Here is a 23,570-nt window from a genome sequence, read left to right on the forward strand (position 1 = left end):
CCTTCATTTGAGTGCCTGAGACCAGGCCGGAATGGTGAGTAACGTATGACAGATTTGACCACGCAAGATCTCGCTCAGCCTTCATGGCAAACCCGTGATCACCTTGATGACCCGGTGATCGGCGAGTTGCGTAACCGTTTTGGGCCGGATGCCTTCACTGTACAGCCAACCCGCACCGGCATTCCGGTGGTCTGGGTTAAGCGTGAACAGATACTGGAAATTACCGAGTTCCTGCGTAAATTACCGAAGCCTTACGTCATGCTGTATGACCTGCATGGCGTGGATGAGCGTTTACGTACCCACCGTGCAGGCCTGCCTGCGGCGGATTTTTCCGTTTTCTACCACCTGCTGTCGATTGAACGCAACCGCGACATCATGCTCAAGGTGGCACTCTCTGAAAACGACATGCATCTGCCGACCATCACCCGTCTTTTCCCGAATGCCAACTGGTATGAGCGTGAAACCTGGGAGATGTTTGGTATTACCTTTGATGGTCACCCGCACCTGACGCGCATCATGATGCCGTCGACCTGGGAAGGCCATCCGCTGCGTAAAGATTACCCGGCGCGCGCCACCGAATTCGATCCTTTCACGCTGACTAAGCAGAAAGAAGATTTAGAGATGGAGGCGCTGACCTTTAAGCCTGAAGACTGGGGCATGAAGCGCAGCACCACCAACGAAGACTTCATGTTCCTGAACCTCGGGCCTAACCACCCGTCGGCGCACGGTGCGTTCCGCATCATCCTGCAGCTGGACGGTGAAGAGATTGTCGACTGCGTACCTGACATCGGTTATCACCATCGTGGTGCCGAAAAGATGGGTGAGCGTCAGTCCTGGCACAGCTACATTCCTTACACTGACCGTATCGAGTACCTCGGCGGCTGCGTGAACGAAATGCCTTACGTGCTGGCGGTAGAAAAACTGGCCGGTATCGTGGTGCCCGATCGCGTAAACGTGATCCGCGTGATGCTCTCTGAGCTGTTCCGCATTAACAGCCATCTGCTTTATATCTCGACCTTTATTCAGGACGTCGGCGCGATGACGCCGGTGTTCTTTGCCTTTACCGATCGCCAGAAAATCTATGACGTGGTTGAAGCCATTACCGGTTTCCGTATGCACCCGGCCTGGTTCCGTATCGGTGGTGTAGCACACGACCTGCCGCGAGGCTGGGAACGTCTGCTGCGTGACTTCCTGGACTGGATGCCGAAGCGTCTGAAGGAATATGACAAAGCGGCACTGCGTAACACCGTGCTGATTGGTCGTTCAAAAGGCGTTGCTGCTTACAATATGGAAGAGGCGCTGGCGTGGGGCACGACCGGTGCCGGCCTGCGTGCCACGGGTCTCGACTTTGACGTGCGCAAATGGCGTCCATACTCAGGCTACGAAAACTTCGATTTCGAAATCCCGGTCGGCGACGGCGTCAGCGATGCTTACAGCCGTGTTCAGCTGAAGATGGAAGAGATGTGGCAGTCCCTGCGTATCCTTGAGCAGTGTCTCAACAATATGCCAGAGGGGCCGTTTAAAGCGGATCATCCGCTGACCACGCCACCACCGAAAGAGCGTACGCTGCAGCACATCGAAACGCTGATCACCCACTTCCTGCAGGTTTCGTGGGGACCGGTGATGCCAGCCAATGAATCGTTCCAGATGATTGAAGCGACGAAAGGGATCAACAGCTACTACCTGACCAGCGATGGCAGCACCATGAGCTACCGCACCCGCGTGCGTACGCCGAGCTTCCCGCATCTGCAGCAGATTCCTTCAGTAATCCGTGGCAGCCTGGTATCCGACCTGATCGTATATCTGGGTAGTATCGATTTTGTTATGTCAGACGTGGACCGCTAATTATGCACGATCAACACATTGCCATTAAAACGATCGACCCTAACGAGGTCTTCGTGCTGAGCGCGGAAGAGCATCACGCTATTGAGCACGAAAAACACCACTACGAAGATGCGCGTGCAGCCTCCATTGAAGCGCTGAAGATCGTGCAGAAACAGCGCGGCTGGGTGCCGGACGGCGCAATCAACGCGATTGCCGACGTACTGGGTATCCCGGCGAGTGATGTTGAAGGGGTGGCGACGTTTTATAGCCAGATCTTTCGTCAGCCGGTTGGCCGTCATGTGATCCGTTATTGTGACAGCGTGGTCTGTCACATCACCGGTTATCAGGGCATCCAGTCCGCACTGGAGCAGCAGCTGAATATCAAACCGGGTCAAACCACTGCTGATGGCCGCTTTACGCTGCTGCCAACCTGCTGCCTGGGTAACTGTGACAAGGGCCCAACGATGATGGTGGATGAAGACACGCATGTTCATCTGACGCCAGAAGGCATTCCCTCTTTGCTGGAGCAGTATCAATGACAATCAAACAGATCATTCGTACTGCTGAAACCCATCCGCTCACCTGGCGGATGCGTGACGACAAGCAACCTGTCTGGCTTGATGAATATCGCAGCAAAAACGGCTATGCCGGTGCGGAAAAAGCGCTGAAAAGCATGTCACAGGATGAAATTGTCGCGGCAGTCAAAGACTCCGGCCTGAAAGGGCGCGGCGGTGCAGGCTTCTCTACCGGTCTGAAGTGGAGCCTGATGCCGAAAGATGAGTCGATGAACATCCGTTACCTGCTGTGTAACGCCGATGAAATGGAGCCAGGAACCTATAAAGACCGCCTGCTGATGGAGCAGATGCCTCACCAGCTGGTGGAAGGCATGCTGATCAGCGCCTTTGCGCTAAAGGCCTACCGTGGCTACATCTTCTTACGTGGCGAATACATTGAAGCGGCGGTGCATCTGCGCCGTGCGATTGCTGAAGCCACGGAAGCGGGCTATCTCGGTAAAAATATTCTCGGTACCGGCTTCGACTTTGAGTTGATCGTCCATACCGGCGCAGGGCGTTATATCTGCGGCGAAGAGACGGCACTGATTAACTCACTGGAAGGCCGTCGTGCTAACCCGCGTTCCAAGCCGCCATTCCCGGCGAGTGCGGGCGCGTGGGGCAAACCAACCTGCGTGAACAACGTAGAGACCCTCTCGAACGTGCCGGCGATTCTGGCCAACGGTGTGGAGTGGTACAAAAACATCTCTAAAAGTGAAGATGCCGGTACCAAAATGATGGGCTTCTCCGGACGGGTTAAAAATCCCGGCGTCTGGGAGTTGCCATTCGGTATCACCGCACGTGAGATCCTGGAAGATTATGCGGGCGGCATGCGTGACGGACTGAAGTTCAAGGCCTGGCAGCCCGGCGGCGCAGGGACTGACTTCCTGACCGACCAGCACCTGGATCTGCCGATGGAATTTGCCAGCATTGGCAAAGCGGGCAGCCGTCTGGGTACGGCGCTGGCAATGGCCGTCGATCACGAGATCAACATGGTTTCCCTGGTGCGTAACCTGGAAGAGTTCTTTGCCCGTGAGTCGTGCGGCTGGTGTACTCCGTGTCGTGACGGTCTGCCGTGGAGCGTGAAAATTCTGCGTGCGCTGGAGCAGAAACAGGGCCAGCCAGGAGATATTGAAACCTTACTGCAACTCTGCCGTCAGCTTGGCCCGGGTAAAACCTTCTGTGCGCATGCGCCGGGTGCGGTTGAGCCGCTGCAGAGTGCGATTAAATATTTCCGTGAAGAGTTTGAAGCCGGTATGGCGCCGCAGGTGTTTGGTAATACCCGAGCCATTGGCGGGATCCAGCCAAACCTGCTGAAAGCGCGCTGGTAATTCACCAAAAAACGGAACAGGCCTGGTGCCGCCGCCCCGACAATGTCGTGCGTCGGGGCAAGAATATGATTAACGCTCGTCTCTGACGAGCCTTACGGAAGCATGTCACTATGGCTACAATTCATGTAGACGGTAAAGAGTATGATGTGAACGGAGCGGACAACCTGCTACAGGCATGTCTCTCTCTGGGCCTTGATATTCCTTACTTTTGCTGGCATCCGGCGCTGGGAAGCGTTGGTGCCTGCCGCCAGTGTGCGGTAAAGCAATTCCAGAATGCCGAAGATACCCGTGGCCGTCTTGTCATGTCCTGCATGACACCGGCCTCTGACGGCACATTCATCTCCATCGATGATGGCGAAGCGAAAGAGTTCCGCGAAAGCGTGGTGGAGTGGCTGATGACCAACCACCCGCACGACTGTCCGGTGTGTGAAGAGGGCGGTAACTGTCACCTGCAGGATATGACAGTGATGACCGGCCACAGCTTCCGCCGCTATCGCTTCACCAAACGTACTCACCGTAATCAGGATCTCGGTCCGTTCATCTCCCACGAGATGAACCGCTGTATCGCCTGTTACCGCTGTGTGCGTTACTACAAAGATTATGCCGATGGCAAAGATCTGGGTGTCTACGGCGCGCATGACAACGTCTACTTTGGTCGCCCGGAAGATGGCACGCTGGAAAGCGAGTTCTCTGGCAACCTGGTTGAAATCTGCCCGACCGGCGTCTTCACGGATAAAACCCACTCAGAACGCTATAACCGTAAATGGGATATGCAGTTTGCGCCGAGCATCTGCCAGCAGTGCAGTGTCGGCTGTAACACCAGCCCGGGTGAGCGTTATGGTGAGTTGCGTCGTATCGAAAACCGCTATAACGGCACCGTAAACCACTACTTCCTGTGTGACCGTGGCCGCTTTGGCTATGGCTACGTGAACCGCAAAGATCGTCCGCGTCAGCCGATGCTGCTGCGCGGCAATGACTGGGTCACGCTGAACGCAGAGCAGGCGGTCAATGCCGGTGCAGATTTGCTGCGTCAGGCGAAGAAAGTGATCGGTATCGGCTCGCCGCGCGCCAGCGTTGAAAGTAACTTTGCACTGCGTGAACTGGTGGGCGCAGAGAACTTCTCAACCGGTATGCCAGCGGACGAGCAGGCCCGTCTTGAACTGATGCTCAAAGTCCTGCGCGAAAGCGGTGTCTATACGCCATCGCTGCGTGAAATTGAAAGCTATGATGCGGTGCTGGTGCTGGGTGAAGACCTTACACAGGTTGGCGCGCGCGTGGCACTCTCTGTCCGTCAGGCGGTGAAAGGCAAAGCGCGTGATATGGCCGCTGCGCAGAAAGTCGCAGACTGGCAGATCGCCGCCATTATGAACATCGGTCAGAACGCGAAACATCCGCTGTTTGTTACCCATGTTGATGAAACCCGTCTGGATGATATCGCGGCATGGAGCTATCGTGCGCCGGTTGAAGATCAGGCGCGCCTTGGCTTCGCTATCGCCAGTGCGCTGGATGAATCTGCTCCGGCAGTCACCGATTTCGACAGCAAGCTCAACGGGAAAATGGATGTTGTCGTTCAGGCGCTGGCCGGCGCGAAAAAGCCATTAATCATCTCCGGTACTCACTCAGGCAGCAGCGCAGTCATTGAAGCCGCAGCGAACGTGGCGAAAGCCCTGAAGGCACGCGGCGCAGATGTCGGCATTACTCTGCTGGCGGGTCACGCCAACAGCATCGGTCTGGGCATGATCGGCGGTAATCCGCTGGAGCATGCGCTGGAGCAACTGAGCAACGGCGAAGCCGATGCGCTGGTGGTGCTGGAAAATGACCTCTATCGTCACGCACCAAAAGCCGTGGTGGATGCAGCCCTGGCGCAGACCACGAACGTGATTGTTGTTGATCATCAGCGTACAGCCACGCTGGAGAAAGCGGGTCTGGTGTTATCGACCGCCAGCTTCGCTGAAAGTGATGGCACCTCGATTAACCATGAAGGTCGCGCACAGCGTTTCTTCCAGGTTTACGATCCTGCCTATTACGACAGCAACGTTGTGATGCTGGAAAGCTGGCGCTGGCTGCACTCGCTGCACAGCACGCTGGAAAGCCGTCACGTGGACTGGACGCAGCTCGATCACGTGATCGATGCCGTGGTGACCCGTCTGCCACAGCTCGCGGGTATTAAAGAAGCGGCACCTGACGCCAGCTTCCGCATCCGTGGTCAGAAACTGGCGCGTTCTCCAATACGTAACAGTGGACGTACTGCGATGCGCGCGAATATCAGCGTTCATGAACCGCGTCAGCCGCAGGACCAGGACACCATGTTCGCCTTCTCTATGGAAGGGAACAACCAGCCATCAGCTCCGCGTTCGCAGATTCCGTTTGCCTGGGCTCCAGGCTGGAACTCACCGCAGGCGTGGAACAAGTTCCAGGCTGAAGTGGGCGGCAAACTGCGTCATGGCGATCCGGGCGTACGCCTGTTTGAAGCCAGCAACAGTGAGCTGCCATGGTTCACAACCGTTCCTGCCGCGTTTGTCAGTGATGCGAAGTGGCGTGTGGCGCCTCTCCACCGGTTGTTCGGTAGCGAAGAGATGTCACAGCGTTCACCGGTCTTCCAGCAGCGCATGACAGAGCCTGCATTGGTGATTAACCCGGAGGATGCAGCGAAGCTGGGCGTCAACAATGGCGCGGCGGTTGAATTCAGCTGTGCCGGCGAGACAGTGCGTCTGCCGGTCCGTTTCTCGGCGTCACTGCAGGCGGGTCAGATTGGTCTGCCGCTGGGTATGCCGGGCGTTCCGCCATTCCTGGCGAACGGTAAAATCGACACTCTGCAGGAGGCGGCGCAATGAGCTGGTTAACACCGGACGTTATCGACATTCTGCTGGCCATTGTTAAAGCCATTGTGATTCTGCTGGTGGTTGTGGCCTGCGGCGCGTTCATGAGCTTCGCCGAGCGTCGTCTGCTCGGCCTGTTCCAGAACCGTTACGGACCTAACCGCGTCGGCTGGGGCGGCTCGCTCCAGCTGGTTGCGGACATGATCAAAATGTTCTTTAAAGAGGACTGGGTTCCGCCATTTACCGACCGCTTTATCTTTACCCTTGCGCCGGTTATTGCCTTTGTTTCTCTGCTGCTGGCCTTTGCTATCGTGCCAGTGTCGCCAACCTGGATGGTGACAGACCTGAATATCGGTCTGCTGTTCTTCCTGATGATGGCGGGCCTTGCGGTCTACGCCGTGCTGTTTGCTGGCTGGTCGAGTAACAACAAATACTCGCTGCTGGGTGCGATGCGCGCCTCGGCGCAGACGCTGAGCTACGAAGTGTTCCTGGGTCTGTCGCTGATGGGTGTGGTGGCGCAGGCGGGCTCGTTCAACATGAACGATATCGTCAACAGCCAGACGCACCTGTGGAACATCATTCCGCAGTTCTTTGGTTTCGTAACCTTCTGTATTGCTGGCGTGGCAGTGTGTCACCGTCATCCCTTTGACCAGCCAGAAGCGGAGCAGGAACTGGCAGATGGTTATCACATTGAATATGCCGGCATGAAGTTTGGCCTGTTCTTTGTCGGCGAATATGTGGCGATTACCACCGTTTCAGCGCTGATCGTAACGCTGTTCTTTGGTGGCTGGCACGGACCTTTCCTGCCGCCGTTCATCTGGTTCGCCCTGAAAACGGCGTTCTTTATGATGATGTTCATCCTGATTCGTGCTGCGCTTCCGCGTCCACGCTACGACCAGGTGCTGTCATTCGGCTGGAAAGTGTGTCTGCCGTTGACGCTGTTGAACCTGCTGGCGACTGCCGCAGTGATTCTCTACACAGCGCCGTAAGGGGTTAACAAATGACTTTGAAAGATATTGTCGTAGGCTTTGGCACGACAGTTCGCAGTATCTGGCTGATAGGGCTGCACGCCTTTGCCAAACGTGAAACGCAGATGTACCCGGAAGAGCCGGTTTATCTGCCGCCACGCTATCGTGGCCGTATCGTGTTAACCCGCGATCCGGATGGTCAGGAGCGTTGCGTCGCCTGTAACCTGTGTGCGGTTGCCTGTCCGGTTGGCTGTATTTCACTACAGAAAGCCGAGACCAAAGATGGCCGCTGGTACCCGGAGTTCTTCCGCATTAACTTCTCACGCTGTATTTTCTGCGGCATGTGTGAAGAAGCCTGTCCGACCACCGCGATTCAGCTTACCCCGGATTTCGAACTGGGTGAGTTTAAGCGTCAGGATCTGGTGTATGAAAAGGACGATCTGCTGATTTCGGGACCGGGTAAATATCCGGAGTACAACTTCTACCGCATGGCAGGTATGGCGATTGACGGTAAAGATAAGGGCGAAGCGGAAAACGAAGCCAAGCCTATCGACGTCAAAGGCTTATTACCTTAAGGAGCAAGGCATGGAATTTGCGTTTTATCTTTGCGGACTGGTGGCGGTGCTGACGACGTTGCGCGTCATTACCCACACCAATCCGGTACATGCGTTGCTGTACCTGATCGTTTCGCTGTTATCGATCGCGGGCGTTTTCTTCTCTATGGGTGCCTATTTTGCCGGTGCGCTGGAGATCATCGTCTACGCTGGCGCCATCATGGTGCTGTTCGTCTTCGTCGTTATGATGCTGAACCTGGGCAAGCAGACGGAGAAGCAGGAGCGTGAGTGGCTCAGCCCGTCATTGTGGATTGGTCCCGGCATCGTCTCGTTGCTGCTGCTGGTGGTGATGATTTACGCCATCCTGACGGCGAATGACCAGGGCATTGATGGCACCATCATCGACGCCAAAGCGGTCGGCATCAGCCTGTTTGGTCCTTATGTACTGGCGGTTGAACTGGCCTCTATGCTGCTGCTGGCAGGTCTGGTCGTGGCGTTCCATATCGGTCGTGAAGAGCGTCAGGGCGAAGTCCTGAGTAACCGTAATGCTGACGCCGCTCAGGTGAAAAAGGAGAACGCATGATCCCGTTACAACATGGATTGATTCTTGCTGCCGTGCTGTTTGTCCTTGGACTGACGTCGCTGGTGATACGCCGCAATCTGCTGTTTATGCTGATCGGCCTTGAAATCATGATCAACGCCGCCGCCTTAGCTCTGGTGGTTGCCGGGAGCTACTGGGGTCAGGCCGATGGACAGGTGATGTATATCCTGGCGATCAGCCTGGCGGCAGCGGAAGCCAGTATTGGTCTGGCGCTGCTGCTTCAGCTCTATCGTCGTCGTCAGACGCTGAACATTGATACTGTGAGCGAGATGCGCGGATGAATCTTCTCTATTTAACTGTCTTGTTTCCGCTGATCGGCTTTCTGCTGTTAGCGTTTTCCCGCGGTCGCTGGTCTGAGAACCTGTCGGCCACGGTAGGTATGGGATCGGTGGGTCTGGCAGCATTGACTACAGTGATGCTCGGATTCGAGTTCTTCGCCAGTGGTCAGCAAGCCTACACCCAGTCACTCTGGACCTGGATGCATGTCGGCAACTTCGACATGAAAGTGAACCTGACGCTGGATGGCCTGTCTCTGACCATGCTGTCAGTCGTTACCGGTGTTGGCTTCTTCATTCATATGTTCGCCTCCTGGTACATGCGTGGAGAAGAGGGCTACTCCCGCTTCTTCGCCTATACCAACCTGTTTATCGCCAGCATGGTTGTTCTGGTGCTGGCCGATAACCTGATGCTGATGTATCTGGGCTGGGAAGGGGTAGGGCTCTGCTCTTATCTGCTGATCGGCTTCTACTACAGCAATCCGGAAAACGGCAAAGCGGCGATGAAAGCCTTTATCATCACCCGCGTGGGCGACGTCTTCCTGGCATTCGGCCTGTTCATTCTCTACAACGAGCTGGGCACGCTGAACTTCCGCGAGATGATGGAACTGGCGCCGGCGCACTTTGCCGCAGACAACCATATGCTGCAGTGGGCAACGCTGATGCTGCTGGGTGGCGCGGTCGGTAAATCGGCACAGTTGCCGTTGCAGACCTGGCTGGCTGATGCGATGGCCGGTCCGACACCGGTTTCAGCACTGATCCACGCCGCGACCATGGTGACAGCGGGTGTTTACCTGATTGCCCGCAGCCACGGTCTCTTCCTGCTGACGCCGGAAGTGCTGCATCTGGTCGGCATCGTCGGGGCAATTACCCTGGTGCTGGCGGGCTTTGCCGCGCTGGTACAGACCGACATCAAACGTGTTCTCGCTTACTCCACCATGAGCCAGATTGGTTACATGTTCCTGGCGTTGGGTGTTCAGGCGTGGGATGCGGCGATTTTCCATCTGATGACGCACGCCTTCTTTAAAGCGTTACTGTTCCTCTCTTCGGGTTCAGTGATTCTGGCCTGCCATCACGAGCAGAACATCTTCAAAATGGGTGGCCTGCGCAAGAGCATTCCGCTGGTCTACACCTGCTTCCTGGTTGGCGGCGCGGCGCTGGCGGCACTGCCGCTGATTACGGCGGGCTTCTACAGTAAAGATGAGATTCTGTTCGGCGCACTGGCTAACGGTCACATCAACCTGATGGTTGCGGGTCTGGTAGGGGCGTTCCTGACCTCTATCTACACCTTCCGCATGATCTTCATCGTGTTCCACGGCGAAGAGAAAATTCATGCGCACGCCGGTAAAGGCATTACCCATCATCTGCCGCTGATTGTACTGCTGCTGCTCTCTACCTTCATTGGTGCGCTGATTACGCCACCGCTGGCGGGTGTATTGCCAGCCAGTGAGTTTGGTGAAGCGGGCAAAGTGGGACTGGAAATCACCTCGGGCGTCGTAGCGATTGTCGGCATTCTGATCGCTGCTGCGCTGTGGCTGGGCAAACGTGAGCTGGTTACCCGTATCGCAAACAGTGCGCCAGGCCGCTTCTTCGGCACCTGGTGGTTTGCGGCCTGGGGCTTCGACTGGCTCTACGATAAAGTGTTCGTTAAACCCTACCTGGGCATTGCGTGGCTGCTGAAGCGCGACCCACTGAATGGTCTGATGAACCTGCCTGCGCTGCTGTCACGCATTGCCAACAAAGGCCTGGTTGTCAGTGAGAACGGCTACCTGCGCTGGTACGTTGCGTCAATGAGCCTGGGTGCCGTACTGGTGCTGGCTCTGCTGCTGGTGATTTAAAGATTGATGAGCGGGGCAGGTTAGTTAATCTGCCCATTGAGAATGTCAAAAATTGTCCTGAGCAAGGGCGTTATCGTCGCAGCCAGTCTGGTTACCGCCAGCGCGCAGCAACCGGAGCATACCGAGGTATGTGAGGATTGCGAGCACTGCCGGGAATCAAACTGGCAAGTAAGATAGCCCGAACTAAGACAAAGAAAAGGGAAGTGTGCCGTGTTATTACCTTGGCTAATTATCATACCCTTCGTCGGCGGTCTGATCTGCTGGCTCACTGAGCGCCTTGGCGCGAAGGTGCCACGCTGGATCGCGCTGATCACCATGGGGCTGACGTTGGCGCTTTCGCTGCAACTCTGGTTGCAGGGAGGCTATTCACTGACGCAGGCAGCGGGCATTCCGCAGTGGCAGTCAAGTTTCTCCGTTCCGTGGATCCCACGTTTCGGCATCAGCTTCCATTTAGCCATTGATGGCCTGTCGCTGCTGATGGTAGTGCTGACAGGCCTGCTCGGTCTGATGGCGGTGCTCTGTTCATGGAATGAGATTTCAAAGTATCAGGGCTTCTTCCATCTGAACCTGATGTGGATCCTGGGCGGCGTAATCGGTGTGTTCCTCTCCATCGACATGTTCCTGTTCTTCTTCTTCTGGGAAATGATGCTGGTGCCGATGTACTTCCTCATCGCGCTCTGGGGTCACAAAGCGTCTGACGGCAAAACCCGCATCTCCGCTGCGACCAAGTTCTTCATCTACACCCAGGCTTCCGGTCTGGTGATGCTGATTGCGATTCTGGGCCTGGTGTTTGTCCACTACAACGCGACCGGTGTCTGGACGTTCAACTATGAACAGCTTCTGAAGACGCCAATGTCGAGCGGTGTTGAATATCTGCTGATGCTGGGCTTCTTTATCGCCTTTGCGGTGAAGATGCCGGTAGTGCCGTTACATGGCTGGCTGCCGGATGCGCACAGTCAGGCGCCGACTGCGGGTTCTGTTGACCTGGCAGGTATCCTGCTGAAAACCGCGGCTTATGGCTTACTGCGTTTCAGTCTGCCGCTGTTCCCGAACGCGTCAGCAGAGTTTGCGCCAATCGCTATGTGGTTAGGCATCATTGGGATCTTCTACGGTGCCTGGATGGCCTTCTCGCAGACCGATATCAAACGTCTGATCGCGTATACCTCGATTTCGCACATGGGCTTTGTGCTGATTGCTATCTACACCGGCAGCCAGCTGGCGCTGCAGGGTGCGGTGATTCAGATGATTGCACACGGTCTGTCCGCAGCGGCACTCTTCATTCTGTGTGGTCAGCTGTATGAGCGTCTGCATACCCGTGATATGCGTCAGATGGGTGGTCTGTGGTCGCGCATCAAATGGATTCCGGGTCTGTCGCTCTTCTTTGCTGTCGCCAACCTCGGTATGCCGGGTACGGGTAACTTCGTCGGCGAATTTATGATTCTGACCGGCAGCTTCCAGGTGGTGCCGATGATTATCATCATCGCGACCTTTGGTCTGGTGTTCGCCTCGATTTACTCGCTGGTGATGATGCAGCGCGCTTACTATGGCGAAGCGAAATCGAAAGATCCGCTGCCAGGCATGTCGCCGCGCGAGTTCATGACCATCGGTGTTCTGGTGGTGCTGCTGGTGCTGCTGGGCGTCTATCCACAGCCGATTCTGGATACTTCGCACGCTGCCATGAGCAATATTCAGCAGTGGTTTACCGCTTCAATTTCAACTACAAGGCCGTAATTCGCCATGACAATAACTCCTCACCAATTGATTGCGTTACTACCGCTGTTAATCGTCGGATTGACGGTGGTGGTTGTGATGCTGTCCATTGCCTGGCGACGCAACCACTTCGTTAACGCCACGCTAACGGTAGTTGGCCTGAACCTGGCGCTGCTCTCGCTCTACTTTGTCGGTCAGGTCGGGGCGATGGATGTCACGCCGCTGCTGCGCGTCGATGGCTATTCGATGTTCTATACCGCGCTGGTGATGCTGGCGAGTCTGGCGACCTGTACCTTTGCCTATCCATGGCTGGCGGGTTACCCGGACAACAAAGATGAGTTCTATCTGCTGGTGCTGATTGCGGCCCTCGGTGGCATCGTGCTGGCCAGTGCTAACCATCTGGCCTCGCTGTTCATCGGCATTGAGCTGTTGTCGCTGCCGCTGTTTGGTCTGATTGGCTACGCTTTCCGCCAGAAACGTTCGCTGGAAGCCGCACTGAAATACACCATTCTGTCTGCGGCGGCCTCATCGTTCCTGCTGTTTGGTATTGCGCTGATCTACGCCGATTCCGGTAACCTGAGCTTTGTTGCGCTGGGTCAGAGCCTGACTGACAGCATGATCCATGAGCCATTGCTGCTGGTGGGTCTGGGCATGATGATCATCGGCCTGGGCTTCAAACTTTCACTGGTTCCGTTCCATCTCTGGACGCCCGATGTGTATCAGGGTGCGCCTGCGCCGGTTTCAACCTTCCTGGCGACGGCCAGCAAGATTGCGATCTTCGGTGTCATCATGCGTCTGTTTATGTACGCGCCGGTGACCGACAGCGAAGCGGTGCGCACCGTGCTGGCCATGATCGCCTTTGTGTCGATTCTGTTCGGTAACCTGATGGCGATTTCGCAGAGCAACATCAAGCGTCTGCTGGGTTACTCCTCTATCGCCCACCTCGGTTATCTGCTGGTCGCGCTGATTGCAGTGAAAGATCATCAGCTGTCGCTGGAAACTTCCGGTGTTTACCTGGCCGGTTATCTGTTCAGCAGCCTGGGTGCCTTTGGTGTGGTGAGCCTGATGTCCAGCCCGTATCGTGGCCCGGATGCAGATTCACTCTACTCTTATCGTGGTCTGTTCTGGCATCGTCCTATCCTGTCAGCGGTCATGACAGTGATGATGCTGTCACTGGCCGGTATCCCGATGACGCTGGGCTTTATCGGTAAATTCTACGTGATTGCTTCAGGCGTCAGTGCGCATCTCTGGTGGCTGACCGGTGCGGTGGTAGCGGGCAGTGCGATTGGCCTTTACTACTATCTGCGCGTAACGGTAAGTCTCTACCTCAGCCCGCCGGAACTGCACACCCGTGATACCCCGGCTAACTGGGCATTCACCGCCGGTGGTGTCGTGGTCCTGATATCTGCCATTCTGGTACTGCTGTTAGGGGTTTACCCGCAGCCGCTCATCAGACTGGTGCAGATGGCTCAGCCACTGATGTAAGCTGATAACTGCGAATAATGAATCAGGCCTCCGGGCCTGATTTTTTTTGTCTGTCAGATGAGGTGACCAGCTGGTGCTGACGACCTCGCGCTGATGTAGAGTGTCTGGTTTAGTAAGGAGAGACCATGAACATTGACTGGCAGGATAAACACCATAGCGAACTTACCGCCCCGGAACTCTATGCGCTGCTGGCGTTGCGCAGTGCGGTGTTTGTGGTGGAGCAACAGTGTGCTTACCTTGATGTGGATGGCAAAGATTTACAGGCCGAAAACAGGCATCTGCTGGGCACGGTGGATGATCAGCTGGTGGCTTATGCGCGACTTCTTTCCCCGGAAGATGAAACCAGCCCGGTGAAAATTGGACGGGTCATTGTTTCAGATCGGGTGCGCGGTGCGCGTCTGGGCAATCGTCTGATGGAACAGGCGATCAGCAGTTGTCAGCAGCACTGGCCGGGCCGTGACATATTTCTCTCTGCGCAGGCGCATCTTGAAAACTTCTATGGGCAGCACGGCTTTGTGGCGGTGGGGGAGAACTATCTGGAAGATGGCATTCCGCACGTCGATATGCTGAAGAATGCGCCATAAAAAAAAGCGAGGCCTGAGCCTCGCCTTTTTCTATCAACCCACCGTCATCTGACGGTCATCGACATATTTGCGCTGATCCGGCGCAGGCGGGAAATACTGATAAAGCCAGGTTTCACTCAGCGTCTCATCCTTGCTGCGCAGGAACAGACGCATCTCTACCGGCTGGGTGGAATCGCTGTTCGGATACCAGTCAAACAGGATACGGTATCCTTTGAGCGGATCGACATACAGAATTTCAACCTGCTTCACGCTGCCGGATGAAACGGTAATCACCGGCTCAATGCCTTTCGGCGCAGCAGCCTGCAAATCCCCACCAATAAAATCGATGGCGAAGCGGCGGCACCAGGTTTCCGGGAAGTGTTCGCCAGGCGCCCAGCCTTCCGGGAAACCACCGATACCGGTACGGGTCGCATCCACACGTGCCAGACCGCTACGTACTGGCGGCAGACCACTCCAGTAGAGCTTGTAAGAGAAGTTCAGCTCGCTGCCCGCTTTGACCGGCTCAGCCGGTTGCCAGAAGCAGACTACGTTATCCAGCGTTTCACCGGTGGTCGGGATCTCCATCAGGTTAATTGCGCCTTTGCCCCACTTGCCGACCGGCTCCACCCACAGGCTCGGACGTTTGTCATACCAGCCAATCACATCCTGATAATCTTTGAAGTCGTGATTTAACTGCAGCAGGCCAAAGCCTCGCGGATTCTCATCTTCATAGGCATTGAACTGCAGACGCTGCGGATTATTCAGTGGGCGGGCGATCCATTCGCCTTTACCGGTCCACATCGCCAGACGATCGGAGTCGTGGATCTGCGGATGGTAGGTGTTGCACATGCGGCGCTCGTTGGTGCCGCAGCTGAACATACTGGTCATTGGCGAGATGCCAATCTGACGGATCTCTTTACGGGCGAACAGGTGGTTTTCCACCTCCATCACCACGCGTTTCTCTTCGCAGTGGATGATGAACTTATAGGCACCGGTGACACTCGCGCCATCCAGCAGGGCATAGCAGGTAAAGGTGGTATCTTCCGCTTTCGGCGTTTCAAACCAGAAGGCGGTGAAATCGGGGAACTCTTCCTGGCCATTGCTGAAGGTGTTGATCGCGACACCTCGGGCCGAGAGGCCGTACTGGTAAGTATCGTCTACCGCACGGAAGTAACTTGCGCCAAGGAAGGATACGATGTCGCGACGGGCCAGTTCCGGTTTTTTAAATGCGCGGAAACCGGCGAAGCCGAGGTCAGTTTTGCCCTCCAGCTGCTTAGTATCAACCTTCGCGTCGTTATAGTTGAACAGCTCAGGGCGGAAGTGAATTTCGCGTGCCTGACGGCTCTCGCCGTCAACAGAGAACATGCGGATGCGCCGCTTGAAGCCCATGCCGACGTGGAAGAACTGCACGTCCAGCTGACGATCGGGCAGGTTATTCCAGAGTGAGTGGTTGGCGTCATACTGAATTTCGTTGTACGCCTGTGGGGTCAATGTGGCCAGCGTCTCCGGCAGTGCACCTGGTGCACCGCCCCAGGGTTTCTTCGCCAGCGCAGCCGCGTTTTTCTTCAATACGTCGAAATCGAAGCGTACGGCGGTTCCGTCAGCAATGCCATCTTCTGCCCATGCGGATTGCGCAAACAGCGTTGACAGGCCGGTCATGCCGCTGACGGCAGAGAAGGCCATTGACGCTTTCATAAACATTCTTCGATTCATGCCAGAGATCATTCCTTAGCTGTTCGAGGGTGTCGTGACTGTTGTGCAACATGCACTTTCATGGCCCGATAATCACAGGCAACAGAGGGGTACGACAGTAGGGTTACTGGAAAATTCAGTCACGACAAAATTTATCAGATTAATCAAAGAAGCGAAGCGAAATTCGGCGGTTGCCGCTGCGTCTTACACTTCTTTGCGCAGCGAAGCGGCGCACCGCCTGCACTGAGTAAGATTAACAGATGAAAAATCAGGTGATTCCTGGAGCAGGAAATCAGCAGAGCGCCAGATTATGGCTATAGTTAATGAACTGCTTTGCAATTCACACGGAGGAAATGATGGTAAATCAGACAAATCAATTCGAATCGGGCCTCGATGACGATATTGCGTTACTGACCGAAACCCTGGAAGAAGTGCTTAAGGCATCAGGCGATCCGGCCGATCAGAAATACATTGAGCTTAAAAGCAAAGCTGAACAGGCGCTGAACGATGTTAAATCCCGTGTCAGCCAGGCGTCCGACAGTTACTACTATCGCGCTAAACAAGCGGCATACCGTGCAGACGATTACGTGCACGAAAAACCGTGGCAGGGCGTAGGTATTGGTGCAACCGCCGGCCTGGTTCTCGGCCTGCTGCTGGCGCGTCGCTAATTGCTATTCGCTGATGTAGCGCGGTAACAGACGACAGCAGTAAACCTGCGGCGGGTAAATCCCGCCGTTTTTTTATTGTTTTCTCAACCCCTCATTGATTCACCTCTGTTGAGCCTGCCTCGCCCTCATTCACTTTTATGCGCAACGTGCTGCTCTAGATAAACCAGTAACAAACCCGGGTCACACAGATTGTGTTTCGCAGGTGGACTTCATACAGTTAAATAAACGTGAAAAGGAGAACCGGACGTGATTAGAATTGAGATGCTGTCTACCGGGGATGAGGTGCTGCATGGCCAAATCGTCGATACCAATGCCGCCTGGCTGGCTGATATTTTATTCCAGCAAGGTTTGCCCATGACCAGCCGAACCACGGTAGGGGATTCACTGGAATCGCTCATCGACACCCTGCAGGCACGAAGCCATGAGGCCGACGTGTTGATTGTGAATGGCGGCCTGGGTCCCACCAGTGACGATCTCAGCGCGCTGGCAGCCGCTCGCGCCTGTGGGGTTGAACTGGAGATGCAGCAGGACTGGCTGGCACAAATGGAAGCCTGGTTCGCCAGCCGTGGCCGGGTGATGGCCGCCAGCAATCGCAAGCAGGCTGAAATTCCGGCCAATGCGGAGCTGATTGATAATCCGGTTGGAACCGCCTGTGGCTTTGCCCTGCAACTCAACCGCTGCTGGATATTCTTCACGCCTGGCGTGCCATCTGAATTTAAGGTGATGGTGGAGCAGCAGATCATTCCCCGTCTTAAAGCAAAATTCTCGCCGCCCGAACCGCCGATTTGTCTGCGACTGACCACCTTTGGTCGCGGTGAAAGTGATATTGCCGCTGAGCTGGAGCCGCTGGCGCTGCCGGAAGGTGTGGTGATGGGCTATCGCTCGTCGATGCCGATCATTGAGATCAAACTGACCGGCCCGGCCAGTCAGCGTGTCGCGATGGAGCAGGTGTGGCAGCAGGTGCGTCTGCTACTGGCGGAGTGCACTATCTTTGAAGGCACGGAAGGCTTACCGGCGCTGCTGGTAGGCGAGCTGACGCAGCGTGGTGAGCAACTGGCGGTCAGCGAGCAATACACCGCCGGGCTGCTTTACTGGCAACTGGCTGCTGCCAGCGTGCCGTTGCGGGGCGCTGACATTTTGCCATCAACGCAGGAGACGCTGGAGCAGCAGGTGACGCGCACGCGCGAACTTGCCGCACAGCAGCAGGCAGCGCTGGCGCTTTCTGTTGGCAGCCTGGAACAGGAAACGATTTCGGTAGCGTTACATACGCCGGATGGCGGCTTTGGTCAGCGCGTGAAGTTCAGCACCGGTCGTCATAACCTGGAGACGCGCCAGAAGGTGGTGGCGATGATGGCGATGAATATGCTGCGCCGCTGGTTACACGGCAGCGAAGTGAGCACCGGTCACGGCTGGATTGATGTGGTTGAAACTGTCAGACAGTAATTTCAGTGAAAACAAAACGGGCGCCAGAGGCGCCCGTTTTGTATGTGACTGTGAATGACCCTTTGCAGTAGCATTCTCACGGCAATAAATAAGCTGACTCGATCTAACAGCAAATCAAGCCAGACTTGTTCAGCCTCAGCTATAACTCAAGCTCGATCTCGCCTTTAGCTTTGCAGCAGCAGGGCAGGATCTCATCCTGCTGCACAAAGGCCAGCGGCCGCTGTGGGTAATGCACTTCGCCTTTCAGCAGCCGCATCCGGCAGGAGCCGCAGTAACCTTCGCGGCACTGAAACTCCACGCAGAGATTATTGGCTTCCAGCAGGGAGAGCAGATTGGGGTGATCTTCTGCGCATTCCAGCCGGGCGCCGGAACTGCGCAGAATAACAACGTCGCGACTCATGATTAAAGCTGGAAGTCGTCGAAGTCGTTAGCGCCTACTTCAGAATCGATCTGACCCACCAGATAGGAGCTCACTTCCACTTCCTGTGGCGCAACCTGCACGTTGTCAGACACCAGCCAGGAGTTAATCCATGGGATCGGGTTAGAGCGCGTCTGGAAGGGCAGATCAAGGCCAACTGCCTGCATACGGATATTGGTGATGTACTCAATGTACTGGCAGAGAATGTCTTTGTTCAGGCCGATCATTGAACCGCCGCTGAACAGATATTCCGCCCACTCTTTCTCCTGCAGCGCTGCCTTCTTAAACAGCTCGAAGCACTCTTCACGGCACTCTGCCGCAATCTCTTTCATTTCCGGATCGTCTTCGCCGCTGCGCAGCAGGTTCAGCATATGCTGGGTGCCGGTCAGGTGCAGCGCTTCATCGCGGGCGATCAGTTTGATGATTTTGGCATTGCCTTCCATCAGTTCACGCTCGGCGAAAGCGAATGAACAGGCGAAGCTGACATAGAAACGGATCGCTTCCAGCGCATTGACGCTCATCAGGCAGATATAGAGCTGCTTCTTCAGAGCGCGCAGGCTGACCACAACCTGTTTGTCGTTGACCTTATGAGTGCCTTCGCCCAGCTGATGCCAGTAGTTGGTCATCTCAATCAGATCGTCGTAATAGCGTGAGATATCCTGGGCACGCGCCAGAATCTGCTCATTGGTGACGATATCGTCGAATACCACCGCCGGATCGTTAACGATATTACGGATGATATGGGTGTAAGAACGCGAGTGGATCGTCTCGGAGAATGCCCAGGTTTCAATCCAGGTTTCCAGCTCAGGAATCGAGATCAGCGGAAGCAGGGCGACGTTGGGGCTGCGACCCTGAATGGAATCCAGCAGTGTCTGATACTTCAGGTTGCTGATAAAGATATGCTTCTCGTGGTCCGGCAGCGCCTGGTAGTCAATTCGGTCGCGTGAGACATCAACCTCTTCCGGACGCCAGAAGAAGGAGAGCTGCTTTTCGATCAGCTTTTCAAAGATGTCATATTTTTGCTGATCGAAGCGCGCCACGTTTACGGACTGACCGAAAAACATCGGCTCTTTCAGCTGATCATTTTTGTTCTGTGAGAAAGTGGAGTAAGCCATAAAAGTTGTCCAAAAGTAGACGAAGCCAGGCCTCGTGAAATGAATGAGGCGGGAGAATCTCCCGCCTGACCATTAGATTTTACAGGCGCCGCTTTCGCAGCCATCATCCTGGATAGAAGGTGCCAGGTCATCCTGCGCATCTTCCGCACCGTCACGGGTGTTCTGATAGTAGAGCGTTTTCACGCCAAACTTGTACGCGGTCAGCAGATCTTTCAGCAGCTGTTTCATCGGCACTTTACCGTTAGTAAAGCGTGATGGATCGTAGTTGGTGTTAGACGAAATCGCCTGGTCGATGAATTTCTGCATCAGGCCCACCAGTTGCAGGTAACCGTCGTTGTTCGGCATTTCCCACAGCAGTTCGTACTGATCTTTCAGACGCTCATACTCCGGCACCACCTGACGCAGGATGCCATCTTTCGATGCTTTGATGCTGATGTGACCGCGTGGTGGCTCGATGCCGTTGGTGGCATTGGAGATCTGCGACGAGGTCTCAGACGGCATCAGCGCAGACAGGGTCGAGTTACGCAGGCCGTGCGTTTTGATCTCTTCACGCAGGCTCTCCCAGTCGAGATGCAGCGGTTCGTTGCTGATCGCGTCCAGATCTTTCTTGTAGGTGTCGATGGGCATGATGCCCTGCGCATAGGTGGTTTCATTGAACCACGGGCAGGCCCCTTGCTCTTTCGCCAGCTCATTGGACGCTTTCAGCAGGTAATACTGAATGGCTTCAAAGGTTTTGTGCGTCAGGCCATTGGCGCTGCCATCGGAGTAACGCACACCGTGCTTCGCCAGATAGTAAGCGTAGTTGATCACGCCAATACCCAGGGTACGACGACCCATTGCGCCACGCTGGGCAGCCGGAATCGGGTAATCCTGATAATCGAGCAGCGCATCCAGCGCACGAACGGCCAGGGTAGCCAGCTCTTCCAGATCGTCGAGGCTTTCGATGGCGCCGAGGTTGAACGCAGAAAGCGTACACAGGGCAATCTCACCGTTTTCGTCGTTAACATCTTCCAGCGGTTTGGTCGGCAGGGCGATTTCCAGGCAGAGGTTAGACTGGCGAACCGGTGCGATGCGCGGATCAAACGGGCTGTGGGTGTTGCAGTGGTCGACGTTCTGAATGTAGATACGGCCGGTTGAAGCACGCTCCTGCATCATCAGTGAGAAGAGATCGACCGCTTTAACACGCTGCTTACGGATGCTCTGATCCTGCTCATATTTGGTGTAGAGACGTTCGAACTCATCCTGATCGGCGAAGAACGCATCATACAGGCCTGGCACGTCAGACGGGCTGAACAGGGTGATATCTTCGCCTTTCAGCAGGCGCTGATACATCAGCTTGTTGAGCTGTACACCGTAGTCCATGTGACGCACGCGGTTGCCTTCAACACCACGGTTGTTTTTCAGCACCAGCAGGCTTTCGATTTCCAGATGCCACATCGGGTAGAACAGCGTCGCTGCACCGCCACGCACGCCGCCCTGAGAACAGGACTTCACCGCAGTCTGGAAATGCTTGTAGAACGGGATACAGCCGGTGTGGAACGCTTCACCGCCGCGAATCGGGCTGCCCAGCGCACGGATACGACCGGCGTTGATGCCGATACCAGCACGCTGAGAAACATATTTCACAATCGCGCTTGAGGTGGCGTTGATGGAGTCCAGGCTGTCGCCGCACTCGATCAGCACACAGGAGCTGAACTGACGCGTCGGGGTTCGCACGCCTGACATGATTGGCGTCGGCAGCGAGATTTTAAACGTTGAGATCGCATCATAGAAACGCTTGATGTAATCCATACGCGTATCGCGCGGGTAGCCAGAGAAGAGGCAGGCCGCGACCAGAATGTAGAGGAACTGCGCACTCTCGTAGATTTCACCCGAGACGCGGTTCTGCACCAGATATTTGCCTTCCAGCTGCTTCACGGCGGCATAGGAGAAGTTCATGTCTCGCCAGTGGTCGAGGAACTCGTCCATCTGCGCGAATTCTTCCTGGCTGTAATCTTCCAGCAGGTGGCGATCATATTTGCCCATGTCGACCATCTTAACGACCTGATCATAAAGCTTCGGCGGCTCAAACTGACCATACGCTTTTTTGCGCAGGTGGAAGATCGCCAGGCGGGCAGCCAGGTACTGATAGTCAGGGGCATCGCGAGAGATGAGGTCTGCTGCGGCCTTGATGATAGTCTCATGAATGTCAGACGTTCTGATTCCATCATAGAACTGAATGTGAGAGCGCAGTTCCACCTGTGACACTGAGACGTTGTTCAGCCCTTCAGCTGCCCAGTCCAGCACACGGTGAATTTTATCGAGATCAATGCGCTCCTGGCGGCCATCGCGTTTAGTAACGAGCAGACTCTGGTTCATGTCGCGTATTTACCTTTGCGTGAGTATCCAAAAATTAAAAGAAATCCCGGTTTATACACAGCCTATTCATTGTGAATAATGTGTGGATAAACACTACATCTAGGGGGTGAAGAGAAAAGTCATAACTACATGGGGGCATATTTTAGTATTTTACGGCCGCTTAACAAGAGCAAAAAATGATGGCTGGAGGGGTTGTAATTCTTGCGAAATTTCTTAGCCCACGCCTTGTAAGGCCTGGCAACATGTCAACCGGATCACACTTTTTTTTCTTATTATGATCGGGCGCGTGTTTCTTATTCAATCCTCAGGATTCAGCCAGAAAAGGGATGAAAAATGGATAAAAGCCGCTAGCAGGGGGCCGCGACGTTGAGCGGATGCGGGCATGGCTGACGTAACCTATTGGCAGCCATCGGAATGCCTGCCACCAGGCGAGGGCACTGACCGCTCTGACAGGAAGAGCAGGCAGAAGAAAAAGTGCCCGCCCGGATTCAGGCGGGCAGATGACTTAACCCGCGTGGTGAGTGTGCACCATATAATTCACATCAGTGCCGGGCGCCAGTTTGAAGCGGTTGGTCACCGGGTTGTAATGCAGGCCAATAATGTGGCGTTCACGCAGGGGCGTTTCATCGACCCAGCCCAGCAGTTCGGATGGGCGGATGAATTTCTTCACATCATGGGTGCCGCGCGGCAACATGCGCAGCACATATTCCGCGCCGAAAATCGCCAGCAGCCAGGCCTTTGGATTGCGGTTCAGCGTTGAGAAAAAGACTTCGCCGCCGGGCTTGACCAGCTTCGCACAGGCGTGAATCACCGAGCGCGGATCCGGCACGTGCTCCAGCATCTCCATACATGTCACCACATCATACTTTCCGGCGTTCTGATCGGCATGCTCTTCAACGGTCTGTTGCACATAGTCCAGCGTCACGCCGCTCTCCAGAGCATGCAGGCGCGCCACGGCCAGCGGTTCCGCACCCATATCCAGACCGGTCACGACGGCGCCTTCACGCGCCATGCTTTCGGATAAAATGCCGCCGCCGCATCCGACGTCGAGCACGGTTTTACCGAACAGACCGTTGCTGTGCTGCGCGATGTAGCCCAGGCGTAGCGGGTTGATACGGTGCAACGGTTTAAATTCACCCTCCAGATCCCACCAGCGCGAGGCAACGGCCTCAAACTTGGCAATTTCCTGCGCATCGACGTTATGCTGATGATTCTGCGGTTGTGCATTCATTGAATCGTAACTCCTGACAAAATGTGCCCACAGTATAAACGCTTAACCGCAGTTGGCACACCTTTCAGGGACAATGAAAAGCGGGGGAAATCGGTGGTTAACGTTCACCAGAGCATTGCAGTGTGA

19 protein-coding genes are annotated in these 23,570 nt (G+C 55.4%); 14 read left to right on the top strand and 5 right to left on the bottom strand.

Annotated elements, in window-relative coordinates; all coding sequences use genetic code 11:
- Positions 1-45: 45 nt before the first annotated feature.
- The 12 genes from nuoC (at position 46) to LQK91_RS01610 (ending at position 14,540) form a co-directional block, all read left to right on the top strand.
- Complete coding sequence (nuoC, locus tag LQK91_RS01555; protein WP_008926471.1) at positions 46-1,845, top strand: NADH-quinone oxidoreductase subunit C/D; 1,800 nt, start codon at positions 46-48, stop codon at positions 1,843-1,845.
- Between the two features lie 2 nt (positions 1,846-1,847).
- Positions 1,848-2,363 (top strand): NADH-quinone oxidoreductase subunit NuoE, encoded by a 516-nt coding sequence (nuoE, locus tag LQK91_RS01560; protein ID WP_003854243.1) that lies wholly within the window; start codon positions 1,848-1,850, stop codon positions 2,361-2,363.
- 2 nt (positions 2,364-2,365) lie between these two features.
- Positions 2,366-3,706, top strand: a complete 1,341-nt coding sequence (gene nuoF, locus LQK91_RS01565; RefSeq protein WP_175501446.1) for an NADH-quinone oxidoreductase subunit NuoF — start codon at positions 2,366-2,368, stop codon at positions 3,704-3,706.
- A 110-nt stretch (positions 3,707-3,816) separates the two neighbouring features.
- Positions 3,817-6,540 (top strand): NADH-quinone oxidoreductase subunit NuoG, encoded by a 2,724-nt coding sequence (nuoG, locus tag LQK91_RS01570; RefSeq protein ID WP_105098955.1) that lies wholly within the window; start codon positions 3,817-3,819, stop codon positions 6,538-6,540.
- On the top strand, positions 6,537-7,514 hold the full coding sequence (nuoH, locus tag LQK91_RS01575; protein WP_003854240.1) for an NADH-quinone oxidoreductase subunit NuoH: 978 nt from the start codon (positions 6,537-6,539) through the stop codon (positions 7,512-7,514). The genes nuoG and nuoH overlap by 4 nt, the downstream gene beginning before the upstream one ends.
- A gap of 11 nt (positions 7,515-7,525) precedes the next feature.
- The gene (gene nuoI / locus LQK91_RS01580; RefSeq protein ID WP_003854239.1) at positions 7,526-8,068 is read left to right on the top strand and encodes an NADH-quinone oxidoreductase subunit NuoI; all 543 of its coding nucleotides are present in this window, start codon (positions 7,526-7,528) and stop codon (positions 8,066-8,068) included.
- Positions 8,069-8,078: 10 nt separating this feature from the next.
- Positions 8,079-8,630 carry an NADH-quinone oxidoreductase subunit J gene (gene nuoJ, locus LQK91_RS01585; protein ID WP_003854237.1) on the top strand — a complete coding sequence of 184 codons (552 nt, stop codon included), beginning with the start codon at positions 8,079-8,081 and terminating at the stop codon, positions 8,628-8,630.
- Entirely contained in the window at positions 8,627-8,929 is a 303-nt protein-coding gene (gene nuoK / locus LQK91_RS01590; RefSeq protein ID WP_003854236.1) for an NADH-quinone oxidoreductase subunit NuoK, read from the top strand. Before nuoJ ends, nuoK begins: the two co-directional genes overlap by 4 nt.
- Positions 8,926-10,761 (top strand): NADH-quinone oxidoreductase subunit L, encoded by a 1,836-nt coding sequence (nuoL, locus tag LQK91_RS01595; RefSeq protein ID WP_003854234.1) that lies wholly within the window; start codon positions 8,926-8,928, stop codon positions 10,759-10,761. The genes nuoK and nuoL overlap by 4 nt, the downstream gene beginning before the upstream one ends.
- Positions 10,762-10,971: 210 nt before the next feature.
- Positions 10,972-12,492: an NADH-quinone oxidoreductase subunit M gene (gene nuoM / locus LQK91_RS01600; RefSeq protein WP_003854232.1), complete on the top strand. Its 1,521-nt coding sequence runs from the start codon at positions 10,972-10,974 to the stop codon at positions 12,490-12,492.
- A 6-nt stretch (positions 12,493-12,498) separates the two neighbouring features.
- Entirely contained in the window at positions 12,499-13,956 is a 1,458-nt protein-coding gene (gene nuoN, locus LQK91_RS01605; RefSeq protein WP_003854230.1) for an NADH-quinone oxidoreductase subunit NuoN, read from the top strand.
- A 125-nt stretch (positions 13,957-14,081) separates the two neighbouring features.
- Positions 14,082-14,540: a GNAT family N-acetyltransferase gene (locus tag LQK91_RS01610; RefSeq protein ID WP_105098956.1), complete on the top strand. Its 459-nt coding sequence runs from the start codon at positions 14,082-14,084 to the stop codon at positions 14,538-14,540.
- A 33-nt stretch (positions 14,541-14,573) separates the two neighbouring features.
- Here LQK91_RS01610 and LQK91_RS01615 read toward each other — a convergent pair whose 3' ends face one another.
- Positions 14,574-16,232 carry a glucan biosynthesis protein D gene (locus tag LQK91_RS01615; protein ID WP_008926468.1) on the bottom strand — a complete coding sequence of 553 codons (1,659 nt, stop codon included), beginning with the start codon at positions 16,230-16,232 and terminating at the stop codon, positions 14,574-14,576.
- A gap of 335 nt (positions 16,233-16,567) precedes the next feature.
- Between LQK91_RS01615 and elaB the strand changes: the two genes are divergently transcribed.
- Positions 16,568-16,879, top strand: a complete 312-nt coding sequence (elaB, locus tag LQK91_RS01620; protein ID WP_003854223.1) for a stress response protein ElaB — start codon at positions 16,568-16,570, stop codon at positions 16,877-16,879.
- 246 nt (positions 16,880-17,125) lie between these two features.
- Positions 17,126-18,322, top strand: a complete 1,197-nt coding sequence (locus LQK91_RS01625; RefSeq protein ID WP_105098957.1) for a nicotinamide mononucleotide deamidase-related protein YfaY — start codon at positions 17,126-17,128, stop codon at positions 18,320-18,322.
- 139 nt (positions 18,323-18,461) lie between these two features.
- Here LQK91_RS01625 and yfaE read toward each other — a convergent pair whose 3' ends face one another.
- The 4 genes from yfaE to ubiG all read right to left on the bottom strand — a co-directional run bounded on the left by yfaE (position 18,462) and on the right by ubiG (position 23,444).
- Complete coding sequence (gene yfaE / locus LQK91_RS01630; RefSeq protein ID WP_003854219.1) at positions 18,462-18,722, bottom strand: class I ribonucleotide reductase maintenance protein YfaE; 261 nt, start codon at positions 18,720-18,722, stop codon at positions 18,462-18,464.
- Positions 18,723-18,724: 2 nt separating this feature from the next.
- On the bottom strand, positions 18,725-19,855 hold the full coding sequence (gene nrdB, locus LQK91_RS01635) for a class Ia ribonucleoside-diphosphate reductase subunit beta (RefSeq protein WP_003854217.1): 1,131 nt from the start codon (positions 19,853-19,855) through the stop codon (positions 18,725-18,727).
- Between the two features lie 72 nt (positions 19,856-19,927).
- The gene (nrdA, locus tag LQK91_RS01640) at positions 19,928-22,213 is read right to left on the bottom strand and encodes a class 1a ribonucleoside-diphosphate reductase subunit alpha (RefSeq protein ID WP_003854215.1); all 2,286 of its coding nucleotides are present in this window, start codon (positions 22,211-22,213) and stop codon (positions 19,928-19,930) included.
- 505 nt (positions 22,214-22,718) lie between these two features.
- Positions 22,719-23,444, bottom strand: coding sequence for a bifunctional 2-polyprenyl-6-hydroxyphenol methylase/3-demethylubiquinol 3-O-methyltransferase UbiG (gene ubiG, locus LQK91_RS01645; RefSeq protein ID WP_003854209.1), 726 nt, complete (start codon positions 23,442-23,444; stop codon positions 22,719-22,721).
- Between the last annotated feature and the right edge of the window lie 126 nt (positions 23,445-23,570).

The sequence above is a fragment of the Pantoea sp. MHSD4 genome, assembly GCF_021043305.1.
Lineage (GTDB): Bacteria > Pseudomonadota > Gammaproteobacteria > Enterobacterales > Enterobacteriaceae > Pantoea > Pantoea eucalypti.

What these genes read in the sequence shown, in the direction of transcription:
- nuoC (WP_008926471.1), top strand. Translation starts at nt 46, where the DNA reads ATGACAGATTTGACCACGCAAGATCTCGCTCAGCCTTCATGGCAAACC.
- nuoE (WP_003854243.1), top strand. Translation starts at nt 1,848, where the DNA reads ATGCACGATCAACACATTGCCATTAAAACGATCGACCCTAACGAGGTC.
- nuoG (WP_105098955.1), top strand. Translation starts at nt 3,817, where the DNA reads ATGGCTACAATTCATGTAGACGGTAAAGAGTATGATGTGAACGGAGCG.
- nuoH (WP_003854240.1), top strand. Translation starts at nt 6,537, where the DNA reads ATGAGCTGGTTAACACCGGACGTTATCGACATTCTGCTGGCCATTGTT.
- nuoI (WP_003854239.1), top strand. Translation starts at nt 7,526, where the DNA reads ATGACTTTGAAAGATATTGTCGTAGGCTTTGGCACGACAGTTCGCAGT.
- nuoJ (WP_003854237.1), top strand. Translation starts at nt 8,079, where the DNA reads ATGGAATTTGCGTTTTATCTTTGCGGACTGGTGGCGGTGCTGACGACG.
- nuoK (WP_003854236.1), top strand. Translation starts at nt 8,627, where the DNA reads ATGATCCCGTTACAACATGGATTGATTCTTGCTGCCGTGCTGTTTGTC.
- nuoL (WP_003854234.1), top strand. Translation starts at nt 8,926, where the DNA reads ATGAATCTTCTCTATTTAACTGTCTTGTTTCCGCTGATCGGCTTTCTG.
- nuoN (WP_003854230.1), top strand. Translation starts at nt 12,499, where the DNA reads ATGACAATAACTCCTCACCAATTGATTGCGTTACTACCGCTGTTAATC.
- LQK91_RS01610 (WP_105098956.1), top strand. Translation starts at nt 14,082, where the DNA reads ATGAACATTGACTGGCAGGATAAACACCATAGCGAACTTACCGCCCCG.
- LQK91_RS01615 (WP_008926468.1), bottom strand. Translation starts at nt 16,232, where the DNA reads ATGAATCGAAGAATGTTTATGAAAGCGTCAATGGCCTTCTCTGCCGTC.
- elaB (WP_003854223.1), top strand. Translation starts at nt 16,568, where the DNA reads ATGGTAAATCAGACAAATCAATTCGAATCGGGCCTCGATGACGATATT.
- yfaE (WP_003854219.1), bottom strand. Translation starts at nt 18,722, where the DNA reads ATGAGTCGCGACGTTGTTATTCTGCGCAGTTCCGGCGCCCGGCTGGAA.
- nrdB (WP_003854217.1), bottom strand. Translation starts at nt 19,855, where the DNA reads ATGGCTTACTCCACTTTCTCACAGAACAAAAATGATCAGCTGAAAGAG.
- nrdA (WP_003854215.1), bottom strand. Translation starts at nt 22,213, where the DNA reads ATGAACCAGAGTCTGCTCGTTACTAAACGCGATGGCCGCCAGGAGCGC.
- ubiG (WP_003854209.1), bottom strand. Translation starts at nt 23,444, where the DNA reads ATGAATGCACAACCGCAGAATCATCAGCATAACGTCGATGCGCAGGAA.